The organism is Mesorhizobium sp. M2A.F.Ca.ET.043.05.1.1, from assembly GCF_003952445.1.
In the GTDB taxonomy this organism is placed as follows: Bacteria; Pseudomonadota; Alphaproteobacteria; order Rhizobiales; family Rhizobiaceae; genus Mesorhizobium.
In genome coordinates this window covers 2,492,482-2,507,370 of record NZ_CP034446.1, presented here as the reverse complement: position 1 = coordinate 2,507,370, position 14,889 = coordinate 2,492,482, and the positions used below count along the sequence as shown (strand labels likewise).

15 protein-coding genes are annotated in these 14,889 nt (G+C 65.8%); 8 read left to right on the top strand and 7 right to left on the bottom strand.

Features of this window, described 5'->3' with window-relative positions; genetic code table 11:
• Positions 1-68 precede the first annotated feature (68 nt).
• From EJ069_RS12270 to EJ069_RS12260, 3 genes are read right to left on the bottom strand one after another with little or no spacing between them, the layout of a single operon-like run.
• The gene (locus EJ069_RS12270; RefSeq protein WP_126061501.1) at positions 69-2,363 is read right to left on the bottom strand and encodes a xanthine dehydrogenase family protein molybdopterin-binding subunit; all 2,295 of its coding nucleotides are present in this window, start codon (positions 2,361-2,363) and stop codon (positions 69-71) included.
• On the bottom strand, positions 2,360-3,343 hold the full coding sequence (locus EJ069_RS12265) for a xanthine dehydrogenase family protein subunit M (protein WP_126061500.1): 984 nt from the start codon (positions 3,341-3,343) through the stop codon (positions 2,360-2,362). The genes EJ069_RS12270 and EJ069_RS12265 overlap by 4 nt, the downstream gene beginning before the upstream one ends.
• On the bottom strand, positions 3,340-3,840 hold the full coding sequence (locus tag EJ069_RS12260; RefSeq protein ID WP_189476307.1) for a (2Fe-2S)-binding protein: 501 nt from the start codon (positions 3,838-3,840) through the stop codon (positions 3,340-3,342). Before EJ069_RS12260 ends, EJ069_RS12265 begins: the two co-directional genes overlap by 4 nt.
• A 430-nt stretch (positions 3,841-4,270) precedes the next feature.
• On the opposite strand from EJ069_RS12260, the gene EJ069_RS12255 reads away from it, so the two are divergent.
• Both EJ069_RS12255 and EJ069_RS12250 read left to right on the top strand, forming a co-directional pair.
• Positions 4,271-4,867, top strand: a complete 597-nt coding sequence (locus tag EJ069_RS12255) for a TetR/AcrR family transcriptional regulator (protein ID WP_126064706.1) — start codon at positions 4,271-4,273, stop codon at positions 4,865-4,867.
• Between the two features lie 284 nt (positions 4,868-5,151).
• Positions 5,152-5,982 carry an aldo/keto reductase gene (locus EJ069_RS12250; protein ID WP_126061499.1) on the top strand — a complete coding sequence of 277 codons (831 nt, stop codon included), beginning with the start codon at positions 5,152-5,154 and terminating at the stop codon, positions 5,980-5,982.
• Positions 5,983-5,990: 8 nt separating this feature from the next.
• Here the strand turns inward: EJ069_RS12250 and EJ069_RS12245 are convergent, their stop codons facing one another.
• A complete protein-coding gene (locus EJ069_RS12245) occupies positions 5,991-8,072 on the bottom strand; it encodes an alpha/beta fold hydrolase (RefSeq protein ID WP_126061498.1) in 2,082 nt (693 codons plus the stop codon).
• A gap of 170 nt (positions 8,073-8,242) precedes the next feature.
• Between EJ069_RS12245 and EJ069_RS12240 the strand changes: the two genes are divergently transcribed.
• From EJ069_RS12240 to EJ069_RS12220, 5 genes are all read left to right on the top strand, one after another.
• A complete protein-coding gene (locus EJ069_RS12240; protein WP_126061497.1) occupies positions 8,243-8,530 on the top strand; it encodes a hypothetical protein in 288 nt (95 codons plus the stop codon).
• A gap of 155 nt (positions 8,531-8,685) precedes the next feature.
• Positions 8,686-9,690 (top strand): LacI family DNA-binding transcriptional regulator, encoded by a 1,005-nt coding sequence (locus tag EJ069_RS12235; RefSeq protein ID WP_126061496.1) that lies wholly within the window; start codon positions 8,686-8,688, stop codon positions 9,688-9,690.
• A 74-nt stretch (positions 9,691-9,764) separates the two neighbouring features.
• Positions 9,765-10,556: a 3-methyl-2-oxobutanoate hydroxymethyltransferase gene (locus EJ069_RS12230; RefSeq protein ID WP_126061495.1), complete on the top strand. Its 792-nt coding sequence runs from the start codon at positions 9,765-9,767 to the stop codon at positions 10,554-10,556.
• A gap of 8 nt (positions 10,557-10,564) precedes the next feature.
• Complete coding sequence (locus EJ069_RS12225) at positions 10,565-11,575, top strand: sterol desaturase family protein (RefSeq protein WP_126061494.1); 1,011 nt, start codon at positions 10,565-10,567, stop codon at positions 11,573-11,575.
• A 129-nt stretch (positions 11,576-11,704) separates the two neighbouring features.
• Positions 11,705-12,019: a MocE family 2Fe-2S type ferredoxin gene (locus tag EJ069_RS12220; RefSeq protein WP_126061493.1), complete on the top strand. Its 315-nt coding sequence runs from the start codon at positions 11,705-11,707 to the stop codon at positions 12,017-12,019.
• Positions 12,020-12,024: 5 nt separating this feature from the next.
• On the opposite strand, the gene EJ069_RS12215 is transcribed toward EJ069_RS12220, so the two are convergent.
• Positions 12,025-12,324, bottom strand: coding sequence for a hypothetical protein (locus EJ069_RS12215; RefSeq protein ID WP_095820718.1), 300 nt, complete (start codon positions 12,322-12,324; stop codon positions 12,025-12,027).
• A gap of 151 nt (positions 12,325-12,475) precedes the next feature.
• Here EJ069_RS12215 and EJ069_RS12210 point away from each other — a divergent pair, with 151 nt between their 5' ends.
• Positions 12,476-13,387 (top strand): VOC family protein, encoded by a 912-nt coding sequence (locus tag EJ069_RS12210; protein WP_126061492.1) that lies wholly within the window; start codon positions 12,476-12,478, stop codon positions 13,385-13,387.
• Between the two features lie 269 nt (positions 13,388-13,656).
• On the opposite strand, the gene EJ069_RS12205 is transcribed toward EJ069_RS12210, so the two are convergent.
• Together EJ069_RS12205 and EJ069_RS12200 are read right to left on the bottom strand one after the other, a co-directional pair.
• Positions 13,657-14,442 (bottom strand): DUF2270 domain-containing protein, encoded by a 786-nt coding sequence (locus EJ069_RS12205; RefSeq protein WP_126061491.1) that lies wholly within the window; start codon positions 14,440-14,442, stop codon positions 13,657-13,659.
• 122 nt (positions 14,443-14,564) lie between these two features.
• Complete coding sequence (locus EJ069_RS12200) at positions 14,565-14,771, bottom strand: hypothetical protein (protein WP_126061490.1); 207 nt, start codon at positions 14,769-14,771, stop codon at positions 14,565-14,567.
• Positions 14,772-14,889 lie beyond the last annotated feature (118 nt).

The following is a 14,889-nucleotide window of genomic DNA, read 5'->3' as shown; positions in this document are numbered from 1 at the left end:
CATCGGCTTGGTGCGCTAAATATCGGCTCCCATGCAAAACCCTCTCAAGGGGGGAGATTAGGCCACCCTCAGATCAACTTCTCCAGCGTGATCGGCAGATCCCGCACGCGCTTCCCCGTCGCGTGGAACACCGCGTTGGCAATCGCCGGCGCGATCCCCACGATCGCCAGTTCTCCCACACCCTTGCCGCCGAGGGCGGAGGAGTGCGGGTCGGGGATGCCGACCGAGATCGTCTGGATGTCGGGAATGTCGGCATTGGTCGGCAGCATGTAATCGGCGAAATTGCCGTTGACGACGCGGCCGTGGCGGCGGTCGACGATGCCTTCCTCGAGCAGCGCCTGGCCGATGCCCATGATGATGCCGCCCTTCCACTGGCTTTCCGCCAGCTTGGGATTGTAGAGGCGGCCCGAATCCAGCGCCGACACCACGCGCGACACGCGCACCGTCCCGAAATCCTCATCCACCCGCACCTCGACGAAATGCGCGCACCAGGAATGGCGCGACCAGTCGCCCTCGGTGTGCGGGATCGATTTGGCGATGGTCGTGTAGTTCGCGTAGCGCTCCTCCGCTGTCGTGCTGGCAGGCAGCGTGTCGCCCTTGGCTTCGATCTGCTCGCGGCCGACAGCCGCCATGAACTCGGCGATCGACAGCTCCGGTCCTTCGCCGCGCGGCGAGGCGATACGGCCGTCCCGAACTTGCAGCGTGTTCGCCTGCAGCTTCTGGAACGGCGAGCGCGGGTCGGAAAGCGCCAGGCCGACCAGCTCGTCTAGCGCCTGGCCGGCCGCCTTGTAGACGGCGCCGGTCATGACTCCGGCCAGCCGCGAGCCGCCGGTGACGCCCGCGCGGGCGAAATGGGAATCCCCGAGCTTCACCGACACGCGTTCCACCGGAACGCCGAGCGTCTCGGCCGCCGTCTGCGCCAGGATCGTGTAGGTGCCTTGGCCCATGTCGATGGAGGAGCTTTCGACCACGACCGAACCGTCGGCAAGGATCTTCACCACCGCCTCGCCATGGGCGCGCCGCACCGGATAAGTGCCGGCCGCCATGCCCCAGCCGATGAGCTGATGGCCGTCCCGCATCGAGCGCGGCGCCGCCGAGCGCTTCGCCCAGCCGAAGGCTTCCGCTCCTGCTGCAAAGGCTTCGCGCAACTGGCGTGTCGACCACGCCTTCTTCGCGTGCGGATCCTGTTCGGCATAATTGATCAGCCGCATCTCCAGCGGATCCAGCCCAAGCTCATAGGCAAGCTCGTCGATGGCGCATTCGATGCCGAAGGCGCTGGGGTTCTCGCCCGGCGCGCGCTTGGCGCCCGGCACGACCGTGTTCACCCGCACCACATTCTGCTTCGAGGAGAAATTCGGCGTGGCATACATGATCGAGGTGACGGAGCCCAGCGGCTCGACCCACATGCCGTCGACCGCGGTTTCGTTGACGCCGCGATGCACGATCGACTGGATCCTGCCATCCCTGTCTGCGCCGATCGCCACCGTCTGCCGTGTCGCGGCGCGGCCGCCATAAGAGGTGAAATTCTGCGGGCGGTTGAGCACCAGCTTCACCGGCCGCCCCAGCATCTTGGCCGCGGCCGCCGCCACCGCGCTGTGCGCCAGCGCCAGCGCCTTCGACCCGAAGCCGCCGCCGATATAGGGCGAGACCAGCCGCACATTCTCGAACGGCACGCCGAACCACTCGGCATAGGTGCGCGCCATCCCGTCGAGCCATTGGCTCGGCTCCCAGATGGTCAGCTCGTCGCCTTCCCAGCGCGCGATCAGCCCATGCGGCTCCATCGCCGCCTGGAACTCGCGCGGCGTGTTGTAGGCAGCGCAGATGCGCACCGGGGCGGCGGCGAAGGCGGCTTGGGCGTCGCCCCATTCCTTGGTCATGGCGTCGATCGGGATGCCGTCGCCGGCCTTGCCGTCGCTAAGATCGACGATGGCCGGCGTCTCGTCATACCAGACCTTGACCAGCGCCGCGGCCGCGACGGCCTGCTCGAAGGTCTCGGCCACCACCGCCGCAATGTGCTGGCCGGAATAGGTGACCTCGCGGGCGAGGGGGTTGTAGGTCGGCTGCGACGGCGGGTTGCCCAGCCAGTCGGAAGCGCCCTTCAGTTCCATGATCGTGTCGGGCGTGAGCACGGCAAGCACGCCGGGCGCGGTCTCGGCCGCGCGGCTGTCGATGGCCGAGACCTTGCCGGCGGCGATGGTAGCGCCGACCAGCACGGCATGCGTCAGCCCTTCGAGCTGCTGCTCGAAGGCGTACTTTGCCGCGCCGGTGATCTTAGCCGGGCCGTCGACGCGCGACAGTCGCCCGCCCACCGCCTCGAGGCGCGCGCTGTCCGACGCGGCGTGTTTCATGTCATGAACGGTCATGCCGTCTCTCCCAATTCGAGGATGGCGCGCGCGATGACGCGCGGCGCCAATGCGATCTTGTAGTGGTTGGCGCCATGGTCGACGGCGCCCTCCATGGCGAGCTCACTCGCCGCGCGGATCGTCGCTTCGTCGAGCGCCTTGCCCTTCAGCGCGTCCTCGACGGCGCGGACCCGCCACGGCTTCGTCGCGACGCCGCCAAGTGCGACGCGGATGTCGCGGATGGTGCGGCCGTCGCTTTCGAGCTCCAGCCCGACGGCGGCGCTGGCCGCGGCGAATTCATAGGACTGGCGGTCGCGCACCTTGACGTAGGTCGAGCGCCTTGCGGCGGCCGAGCCGGGGATTTCGATGGCCGTGATCACCTCGCCGGGGCGGATGTCGTGCTCCTGCTCGGCGGTGGCGCCCGGCGCAAGGAAGAAATCCTCGACCTTGAGCTTGCGCTCGCCGAGATGGACCTCGGCGTCGAAGGCGACGAGCGCGGACGCCAGATCGCCTGGATAGGTGGCGATGCAGGCCTCGCTCACGCCAAGCACGGCGTGGCCGCGCGTCACGCCGCCGATCGCCGAACAGCCGCTGCCCGGCGCCCGCTTGTTGCAGGCCGGGAAGTTGGCGGGGTCGCGGAAATAGGGGCAGCGCGTACGCTGCATCAGATTGCCGCCGATGGTCGCCATGTTGCGCAATTGCGCCGACGCGGCCTGCCAGAGCGCTTCCGAGACGGCCGGGAAGTGGCTCTTCACTTGCGGGTTGTCGGCGACATGGCTCATCCTGGCCAGCGCGCCGATGACGGCGCGGTCGGCGGTCACGTCGATGGCGTCGAGCCCTTCGATATGGCTGATGTCGATCACGGTCGAAGGTTCGGCGACGCCGCATTTGGCGAGGTCGATCAGCGTCGTGCCGCCGGCGAGCAGCATGGCGCCGGGAAGGGCGGCCGCGTTGCGGGCGGCCTCGATGCTGTCGGCGCGGAAGTAGGAAAAATCCCTCATGAGCGCAGCTCCTGTGCGGCCTGGCGGACGGCGGCGACGATGTTCGGATAGGCGCCGCAGCGGCAGAGATTGCCGGCCATGTATTCGCGGATCTCCTCGTCGGAACCGGCATGGCCCTCGCGGATGCAGGCCACCGCCGACATGATCTGCCCCGGCGTGCAATAGCCGCACTGGAAGGCGTCCTGTTCGAGGAAAGCGGCCTGCACGGCGTTGAGCGTGCCGTCCTGGTCGGCCAGGCCTTCGATGGTGGTGATTTCGCGGCCTTCGACCTGGGCGGCCAAGGTCAGGCAGGCGAGCACGCGCTCGCCGTCGACATGGACGGTACAGGCGCCGCATTGGCCCTGGTCGCAGCCTTTCTTGGTGCCGGTCAGCGCGAGCCGCTCGCGCAGCGCGTCGAGCAGCGTCACGCGCGGCTCGATCTCCAGCGCATGGTCGCGGCCGTTGACGGTGAGATGGACGGAAAGCGTGGTGGGACTGATGGTGACTTGGTCATTCATGGGGCGTCGGGCTCCGATTGCTGGACGCTTGAGCGGATGGAAATGGGGCTTGGGGGTTAGGGGCAAGGGTGAGCGCCGGCTTCTCCCCCCCTTGAGGGGGAGATGGCCGCGAAGCGGTCAGAAGGGGTCGTCTCACGTAAAACGCCGACGCCATTGCGCGTTGCGTAACACGCCGGCGCTTCACGCGAGACGACTCCCTCTGTCGCCTTTGGCGACATCTCCCCCTCGAGGGGGGAGATTATACGCGCCGCGCTCCAGCGGGCAGGGCAAGCTTTCAGCCCTTCAGCACGTGACATGTCGCTTCCCCTGGTTATATGATAAAAGCACTCCACTAAAACGGAGGTGCCTCCGTTTATTTAGCTGGGGTCTGGCCAGTCATGGTTCAACCCCCCATATTGCGTTGGTGGAGAAAAAAGTGCCCGAGCCCGAAATGATCGCTGAAGCGACGCGCGATGCGCCGGCGCCAAAGCCGTTGCGCGCTGACGCGCAGCGCAACCGCGACAGGCTGGTCGAAGTGGCGGCGCAGATGTTTGCCAGCGACGGCGTCGACGCCTCGCTGGAGGAGATCGCCAAGCGGGCAGGGGTCGGCATCGGCACGCTCTACCGCCACTTCCCGACGCGCGAGCATCTGGTCGAGGTGGTCTACCGCCGCGAGGTGGAAGGCCTCTGCCACGCCGCCGAGGACCTTGCCCGCGAGCATCCGGCCGATGTCGCGCTGGAGCTCTGGATGCAGCGCTTCGTCGACTACATCGCCACCAAGCGGGGCCTCGCCACCAGCCTTCGCCTGTTGCTCACCGCCAACTCGACGCTGTTCTCCGACACATCGGGCCGCGTCTCCGGCGCCATGCGAAGCCTGGTCCAGGCCGCCGCCGCCTCAGGGAAGATCCGCGCCGACGTCGACTCTTCCGATGTCATGCATGCGCTCGGCGGCATCTACTCCGCGCCCAACACGCCCGACTGGCGCGAGCGCTCAGGACGGCTGGTGAAGCTGCTGATGGATGGATTGCGGTTCGGGGCGAGAGGGTAGCGCTCCTCCTTCTCCCCTTGTGGGAGAAGGTGTCGCCGAAGGCGACGGATGAGGGGTGCTCCAGGGAAAGTCAACGTCTCACTCCGCTGGAACACCCCTCATCCGTCTCGGCGCTGTGCGCCGATCCACCTTCTCCCACAAGCAAGGGGAGAAGGGGAGCGCGCGAGCCACCAGCGCCCAGTCTCCTCTCTGCCGGCTTCGTCATTTTTTGCGGAGATCAACTCGTCATTTCAGAGCAAGGGCCTACATAGTCGGCACCCCTTCGCTCCCAAAAGGAATCTCCCATGCCCGAACAGCTCAAACTCAACGACGGCTCGACCATCCCGCAGATCGGGCTCGGTGTGTGGCAGGTCGATCCAGACGTCACCGCAAAAGTCGTGCGCTGGGGCATCGAGGCCGGCTACCGGCTGATCGACACCGCCGAGGGCTACCGCAACGAGGAAGGCGTCGGCGAGGCGATCCGCGCGGCGGGCGTGCCGAGGAACGAGCTCTTCATCACTTCCAAGCTGCGCAACGGCGCGCATCAGCGCGACGCGGCATTGCGCGCCTTCGACGACACGATGCAAAAACTCGGCATCGACCGGATCGATCTTTTCCTGATCCACTGGCCGGTGCCCAGCCAGAACAAATATGTCGAGGCCTGGAAGACGCTGGTCGAGCTGAAGCAGGCCGGTCGCATCAAGTCGGTCGGCGTCTCCAACTTCAACCAGGATCATCTGGAGCGCATCATCGGCGAGACCGGCGTGACGCCCGTCGTCAACCAGATCGAGCTGCATCCACGCTTCCAGCAGCGCGACAAGCGCGATTTCCACAAGAAGCACAACATCCATATCGAGAGCTGGAGCCCGCTGGGCAGCGGCCGGCTGCTTTCCGACCCGACGCTGGAGAAGCTGGCGAAGAAGCACGGCAAGTCGGTGGCGCAGGTGATCATCCGCTGGCATTTGCAGGAAGGGCTGATCGTCATCCCGAAGTCGATCCACCAGGAGCGCATCGCCGGCAATTTCGACGTCTTCGATTTCGAGCTCGACGCGGACGACATGCAGACCATTCGTGGCCTGGATTCCGCCGACGGCCGCACCGGTCCCGATCCGGCTACGGCGGCGTTTTTGTTCTGAAACGAAGGTCAGGGGCCTGGCACGCCGGTGACGGCAAAATACTGGAGCGCGCCGGGCAGGCCGCTTGCTTTCATCTCGCCTTGTTCCTCAAAGGTCAGGCCGGAGCCGACGACCAGGTCGCGCATCGTTCGCGATGCGATGATCTGGCCCGGCCGGGCATGATCCAGCAGCCGCGACGTGACCTCGATGGCGATGCCGGAAAAATCCCCGCCGCGCGCCTCGCACTCGCCGATGTGAATCGCCGCCCGCACCTCGAGGCCGAATGGCTTCAGGCGGTTGGCGATGGTCATCGCGCCTTCGATCGAGCGCGTCGGCCGTTGGAACGCCGCGAGCAGCCTGCCTCGCGACCGTCTGATTTCCGTGCCGCCGCCAAGCAGCAATTCGTCGCGAACGATGTCTGCCCGCTCTGAGGCCTTCGCGTCGTCGGCCGCGCCGTCGATGGCGAGCGCCAGCACCGATATCAGCACCCTTTCCGCTCGCACCGCCGGCAGCGCGCCGGTCACGAAATCCCTGATCTCGTCGATCAGGCCGTCGCAACCTTCGCCCCAGATTACGTGGTCCCGGCCGGCAAGCTCGACATATCTGGCGCCTTCGATATGCGCAGCCAGGTAGCGTCCTTCCTCCGGCCTCACCCACCGGTCGCCGGTTCTCTGCAGCACCAGCGTCGGGACATGGATCGCCGGCAGGATGTCGCGCACGTCGATCTCGGTGCCCCAGCGCCAGAGCGCGATCGCGTCCGCCGGCGAGGCTGAATTCCTGAGATAGGCGGCGAACCACTCGCGCTCGATCATGTTGTCGATCAGGCTGGGCGCGGCGTTGCGCATGTCGGCCGGCTCGCCCCATTGTCGCTCGACGGTGTCGATATCCTGTTGCACCTCATCAACTGTTCGGGCCCAAGGGTAGTCCTTCGACCATGTGCCTCTCGCATAAGCTCCAGTGAGCACCATGGCCGCGGTGCGCTCCGGATAGGTGGCGGCAAACAGGATGCACATCGGTCCGCCTTCGGAGCTGCCGAACAGCACCGTGCGATTCGAGCCGACCGCGTCCAGCACGGCGCGCACGTCTTCCATGCGTTGCTCCAGCGTCGGCAGGCCGACATTGCGGTCAGAGAGGCCGGTGCCGCGCTTGTCGATGCGGATCAGTCGCGAGAAGGAGCCGAGCCGCTTCAGCACATGCGCGAAGCGCGGCGATCCCCAGGCAAGGTCGAGATTGGAGACCCAGCCCGGCACATAGACGAGGTCGACCGGCCCATCGCCCGTGATCTGATAGGCGATGTTGACGCCAGACGATTTGACATAGCGGGTGGGCGGTCGCGCGGCATCGGGGTCGGCGCTCGAAGCCGGGGGCCGGGCAGGAGGCGCGGTGCGGCGCGCGCGCAGCTCCTCATGCAGGTGCCGGGTTTCGGCTTCCGGCATCAGCCGCAGCTCGCGCTGCAGCGCGTCGCGGCACAGCTCATACTGCTTCAGCGCGAGATTGATACGCCCTTGCGCCGCGTAGCTTCGCATCAGGGCACGATGGGCGTCCTCGCGCAGCGGCTCCATCGCCACCAGGCGCAGGGCGGCCCTTATGCAGGAAGCCGGATCACCGGCAGCCATGTGGTGATTGATGAGCCTGTCCAGCGCTGACACGACGATCGCCCGCAGGCGCTCACGCTCGACCCGCAGCCATTCCTCGAACGGCTCTTCTCGCAGGCCGAGCCCGTCGAGCAGGTCGCCGCGATAGACCGCCACGGCCCGTTCGAGATCCTCGATCGCGGTACTCGCCGCCAGCGCCTCGAAGCGTGCCACGTCGAAATCGAAATCGTCGAGGTGAAGCGCGATGTTCGCGCCATCAGTCAGGAAGCGGCCGCCGCCGGTGACGCTCATGGCCTTGCGGACGGAAGAGACCGCCTGCCTCAGGCTCATCCGCGCCTGGGCCTCGCCATTGAGGCTCCACAGCAGCGCGGCCAGCTTCTCGCGCGACTGCGCCTGGCCGGCCTGCAGCGCAAGATAGGCCACCATGCCGCGCGCTTTGCGGCTGAAGGCGGGAGCCTTCACCCCGACGCCGGCAAAGTCGAAACCGCCCAGCAGGTGAAGATGCGGCGCCGTCATCGGAAGCCACCCCGACTGTGATCGAGCCAATTCTTTCGCTTAGCGGTTGCTAATTCAACCGCGATCTCATGCGGGTGGTCGTTTTCACGATTTCATCACGCCAATTGCTCCGCGTCTCTCACGGCCCCTGGGCAGATTGTCCGCACTGGATACTGATTCAGGAGGATGCCGTGCAACGCCCAAGCGAATGGCCATTTTGGCATGACGCCGACCGACCCGGCGAACAGGACATCGGCGCGCCGTTTCGGCAGGATATCGCCCTGTCGCGGTACCTGGACCGCCAGCGCGAGCATCGGCAGGCAGGTATGCCCATTGTCGATTTTGAAGGGGTCGCGCTTCGGCTTGTTGCAGCGGTGGCCCGGTTGGCGCGGCAGTGTCTCGGCGGCGCGCCGAAAAGGGCTCTCCTCTCACACTCAAGCCTTGAAGCCGGCTTCAACAGGGGCGGCAAACGCCGGTAATTGGCGAAGGTTGCAGGAACGTCGCCTTCGGCGATACCGCCAATCTACCCCGTGGGGGGATGTCGGGCAGAGGGGCGCGAGGGAAAGCCAACGCTCAACTTGGAAAACTTACAACCTCTGGCTACCTTGTGTTCTGACATCCCGGGAGCCTACCCATCTCAAAGCCCACCTTCCTCGAAATCGCGCGCCGCGCCGGCGTCGGCACGGCGACGGTCGAGCGCGTGCTGAACGGCAGGGGCGGGGTGCGGCCGCAGACGGTCGAGAAGGTGGTGGCGGCGGCGCGTTCGCTGGATTACCCGCGCCGGCTGCCGGAGGCGCATCGCGGCGTCATCCGCATTGAGGTGATCCTGGTCAGGCCGGACGCAACCTTCTTCGCCCGTCTTTCCCGCGCCTTTGAGCGCATCGCCGCGACGCTCGACCGCTCGATCGCCGTGCACCGTACCTTTCTCGACGAGACGAATCCGGCGGCGATCGCCAAACGCATCCTTGAGCCGGAGATGCGTCGCGCGGCGCTGATCCTTGCCGCGCCCGACCATCCGCTGGTGAGCGCGGCGCTGCGCAAGCTCGAGGCGGAAAGCATCCCGACGGTGCAGATCGTCACCCAGATATCCCTCACCAAGAGCAGCTATGTCGGCATCGACAATTACGCCGCTGGCCGCATGGCCGGGCTGCTCATGGCCAAGATGCAGCGGCGGCCGGGCAAGGTGATCGCGATCTGCCATAGTCAGATCTACCGCGTGCACCGCGACCGCGTGCGCGGCTTCTTCGATTACCTGAACGAGGAGGGCAGGGACTTCGAGCCGGTCGCGGCCCTTTTCGGTTTTGACGATGGCGATCGTAATGCCGAGCAGTTGCACGAGGCCTTGAAGCGCTGGCCCGACCTTGCCGGCCTCTACAATGCCGGCGGCGCCAACACCGCACTGAACAAGGTGCTGCGCAAGCACGGCAGAGGCCGCGATATCTTCTTCGTCGGCCATGAACTCACCGAGCGCAGCACCAAGGCCTTGCGCGAGGGCACGATGGATGTCGTGCTCGACCAGGCGCCCGAAGCGCAGGCGCGCCGCGCCATTGACCTGGTGCTCGCCGCACTCAATTTGCACGACCTGCCGGTCGAGAACCCACCGATCCGCTTCATCACCTTCACCGCCGAGAACCTTTGATCTGATTTGATCAAGGAACAAGCGGCGCCCACCGGGGCGCGGTGTTATCTCCTCGCGAAACGGGAGGATCATCGGTGGCGAGACGGCTGACGGCTTACGACCTGCAGAGTGCCAAAGGCAGCAGAAAGTGGCTGCAGCTGCATGTCGACACCCCGGCCGAGGCGGCGGCCGCGGTCGCCTGCGACATCGTCATCCTCTCCTGCGAGCCCGACCATAATCTGGAAGCCATCCGCCAGGCGGCACCTTACGCGTTCCTCTCCGTCGGCATGCCGCATGGCGCGGTCGCCTCGCCTGAAGAGGCGGTGCGGCTTGGCTTCGCCATGATGAAGCGCGGCGCAGACGCGGTGTATTCATCGCATTCGCCGCGCTTCGTGGAGGCCATGGCGGCGGAAGGCATTCCAGTCACCGGCCATATTGGCCTGGTGCCGAACCGCGCCACCTGGACAAATTTTCGCGCCATCGGCCGCAGTGCGGAGGAAGCCTTCAGGGTGCTGCGCGCGGCGAAGGATCTCGAGAATGCGGGCGCCGCCTGCATCGAGGTGGAAGTGGTACCGGTGCGCCTTGCCGACCATATCACCCGCTCGACTCCTCTGATCACCATGGGCATGGGCTGCGGCACGGCCTGCGACACGCAGTATCTGTTCTCCTGCGACGTGCTGGGCACCCATGCCGGCCACTATCCGCGCCACGCCAAGCGCTATGCCGACTTCGTCACCTTGGAAGCCGAGCAGCAGGAAAAGCGCATCGCCGCCTTCCGCGCCTTCGGCCGCGACGTCGCCGAAGGCAGCTATCCGGAAGCGAGGCACCAGGTGGACATGGACGATGCCGCCTATGACCGCTTCCTCACCCTTGCCCAGTCCCTGTGAGGCCCATCATGGACGATTTGCAATTCGGCACGCGCAACAAGCGGGGCGACTGGACCCCGAACGAACCGGCCGGCACCGCGCCGCTCTTCGTCTTTCCGCCGCGCCCGCTGGCGGTGCTGAAATGGCTCCCGAGCTATTTCCTGCCCTATAATCTGCTCTTCGCGCTGACCGCCGTTGTCTGGTGGCGCTACGTGCTGCCCGACGCCGAGACGATGAGGACGCTCTCCGTCGGCTGGATCCTGCGGCTGTTCCTCGTCAACTGCGCGGCGCTGCTGGTCTTCTTCGGCGCCTTCGAGCTTCGACTCTACATTTTGAAGGCCCAGGGCAACCACTTCAAATACAACGGCAAATGGCCCTCGGAGCAGAAGAACAAGGCCTTCCTCTTCGAGAACCAGAGCATCGACAACATGCTGCGCACCTTCGGCACCGGCATGCCGATCTGGACGGCGATCGAGGTGGCGATCCTCTACGCCTACGCCAATGGCTACGTGCCGTGGCTGACCTTCGCCGAGCACCCGGTCTACCTGTTCCTGATGGCGCTGGTGGTGCCGGTCATTCACGAGACGCATTTCTTCCTGCTTCACCGCGCCATCCATTGGGGGCCGCTCTACAGATGGGTGCATTCGGTGCACCACAATTCGGTCAACCCGTCGCCCTGGTCGTCGCTGTCGATGCATCCGGTCGAGCAGCTCGGCTATCTCGGCGTCGCCTTCTGGCACCTGATCATCCCGTCGAATCCGGTCCTGGCGCTTTACCAGCTCCACTATGCCGGCTTCGGCGCCATTCCCGGCCATGTCGGCTTCGACAAGATCGAGCTGACCGAGGACACGTCGGTCGATAGCCACGCCTACATCCACTACCTGCATCACAAATATTTCGAGGTGAACTACGGCGACGGCCTGATCCCGTTCGACCGCTGGTTCGGCACCTTCCACGACGGCAGCAAGGAAGCCGCCGCGCGCATGGACGCCCGTTACGAGAAGAAGAAGGCGCGTGCCAACGCCGCTGCCGCGAAGTGACGCCTGCACAGACAGCCACGCAGAGCCTGGTTGCGCACCCACTTAAGCAATCCCGCAAGGGGCCGAAAATCAGAGGCGGAGTGAGTCGGCGCTCCGGTGAGGCGACTTCGCAAAGCAAAGGAAAAGAAGATGACCAACTGGGTGAGAGCCTGCCGTCTCGACGACATCGAACAGGAAGGCGCGCGCCGCTTCGACCATGGCGGCAAGACTTACGCCATCTTCCGCTCGCCCGACGACGAGGTCTTCTGTACCGACGGGCTCTGCACGCATGAAGCGGTGCATATAGCCGACGGTCTCGTGATGGACTACGAGGTCGAATGCCCGAAACATGCCGGCGCCTTCGACTACCGAACCGGAGCCGCCAAGCGCCTGCCGCCATGTATCAATCTGCGTACCTATGGCGTGAGGGTCGAAGCGGGGGAGGTGATTGTGGCGGTGGGGTGAAGGCGCTAAATCCCTTCGCCATCCACCAGCGGCACGTCCTCGCCCTCCCAGGGGCTGGGCATCGAGCCTCGCCCGGCGCTTGGCAGCGGCATCCAGCATCTGAGTTCCGGCTCGGCATATTCGACCACCCGGCCGGGCGAGGAGTCCGAGGCCCGCCAGCCTTCCTCGCCGAACTGGTCGGCACGCGACCAATAGGCCATGTCGACCTCGGCCGGTCCCTGCTCGGAGGAGCGCACCGTCACCAGGATGCGGCTGCCGTCCCGCGGCGCGCTCGCCATGTTGCGCCAGTGGTCGGTGTCGTCCATGGGAGGTCCTCCTGCTTCGTTCGGAGCTGCTGAAAACAGCCTGCTTTGCGATAGTCGCCGCCCGCCGGGGAGGGGTCAACCCGAACTTGGCGCGAGACATAAATATCATTCGGAGCTAATATATCTACCGACCGCAATCGAGCAGACGACGATGGACGAAGGATTGCTGTCTCAGGCCACGCGTCTCGGGCCGGTCCATCTCAAGGTGACCGACATTCCGGCCGCCTTGACCGTCTGGCGCGACACGCTCGGGCTGGCGCCGGCCGGGGAGGACGCCGTCCTAGCGCAGCTCGGCGCCGGCGGCCGGACGCTGATCGTGCTCCATGCGGGCGCGGAAGTCGCCCTGCCGCAGAAGTCGCGCGATCTCTTCCACGTCGCCATCCACGTCACCACCCGCCGCGACCTCGCCCATGCGGCCGCTCGCCTCAAGGCGTCGGGGTTGCGATACAGCGCCCAGGACCACCTCGTTTCGGAATCGCTCTACGTCTCCGATCCGTCCGGCAACGGCATCGAGATATGCTTCGACACGCCTGAACGCCTGCTGCGCCGCGAAGTCTCGCCCGACGGCCGCGTGTCGCTGATTGCCGTCGACGGCAGCGCGCATTCCGGGCTGGAGCCGCTGGACATGTCGGGCCTGCTGCGCGACCTCGGCAATTCCGGCCATGTCGAGCCGAGGATGGCGCGGGACGCCTTCATCGGCCACATCCATTTGCGCGCCCGCGCGCCCGAGGCGCTGATGGAATTCTATCTCGGCGTGCTCGGCTTCCGGCCGCATATCCAGTCCCGGACCTTCGGCATGTTCGACTGCGGCACCGAGCGCCGCGCGCATATGATCGCCTTCAACATCTGGGCGCGCGGCGAGCTGCGCGAACCGCCGCCCGATGCCGCCGGCCTCGACCATTTCACCATCGAGCTTGGCTCGGCGCAGGAGCTCGCCGCCGTGCAGCGCAGGCTCGAGGCGGCCAAGGCGCCGGCGAGAAGGGAAGGCGGCGTGATTTCGACCGCCGATCCGGAGGGCAATCGATTGCGGCTGCTGGTGCGGGTGAGGGAAGGAGGGGAGTAGGGCAGTACGGCAGAAGGGCAGTAGGGGAATAAGGCAGTGGACTGCACCCCTGAGGTGAGACAGGGGAATAGGGAATAGGGAATAGGGAATAGGGAATAGGGGGGTGGAAGTCGCTGGGTTCGCGTGGCCTGATTTTCTTACTGCCTTACTGCCTTACTGCCTTACTGCCTTACTGCCTTACCGCCTTACTGCCTTACTGCCCTACTCCCCTACTCCCCTACTCCCCTACTCCCCTACTCCCCTACTCCCCTGCTCCCTCCCTCCTTCCCTCACACATGCACATCACCGACGGACAGCTCGCCGTCATCGGCGCGGATGAGGAAGGCGGCGGCGAGCAGCGCGAGGTAGCAGACGGCCACGCCGCTTACCACGACGACGCCGGGGATGGGTCCCAGCGTCGCCACCCGGAATGTGTCGACCAGCGAGGCGCCGAAGCCGATCGGCGAGCCTTCGCGCGACAGGCTCGGCGTGGTGATCTTGAGGATCCAGGCAAGCAGCAGGATCGTATACATGAAGATGTAGTTGCGGCGCAGCCGGCGTATCAGCGCCGCGCGCTGCGTGATCAGGAAACGCGGCGAACGCAGGCCTTCGCCCAAGATGGCCAGCCAGTTGGAAGCGTAATCCGGCTGCGGCGAAAAGATCTGCGCGAAATAGTAGCGCTCGAATTGCCGCACACGGGCGCGGTAGACGTCGAAGAAACGGTAGCGCCGCGCCTCGATCCACAAAAGCAGCGTGATCAGGAGCATCGCGAACAAAAGCACGCCGTGATGCGCGGAAGGCGTCGACAGCGACACCGACAGCATCGCCGCCACCACGGTGATCGCCCAGTTGCTGGTGCGGTCGAGCCGGTCGCGCCAGCCGGCCATGCGCGCGATCTCGGCGCGGTGGAAATGCGACAGCGTCGTGGTGAATTCGGGAGAGCTGAGCTTCAGTGCCAGCGTGTCGGAAGCGCGGGGCGGTGCTGCCTTTTCGGTGGATCTTGCCGGCGCGTTCGCCTCGATGGATTTCGCGGCCCTGGCCGCGTCGGTGGATTTTGCGGCCTTCGTCTGGGACATCGTGCCATGCGCCTCCCGCCGCCATGGCCGGCCGCATCCCGACTTAAGAACAGGCCGGCCACACCCCGTATAGCACAACGTGTGGCCGGCCCAAAATGTTCCCGCCTTTTCAGGCGGATAAGTCAGGATGCAAGCGGCGGAACGCCGCCATTCGCGCGCCGCGGAAAGGGCAGCACGTCGGCCACCGGCCTGGCATGCTGGGCTGCCGCCACCGCGTCGATCACAAGGTCGAGTGCCTGAAGCGCCGCGCGGCTCGTTTCATCATCGCCACGCAGGTAATGGCACGCCCGGTCGAGGTGCAGGTGGGCGGCGGCAAAGTCGCTTTTCATTAGCTTCTCCTTATTGCCCCGCCTTGGCGGCCAACATCGTCGAGTCGCTTTACCGCGAAGCAAAAATCGGCGCTGGCATTTGAATAGAATTGTAGGGAAGCGTTTCCTCGCCCCCGCA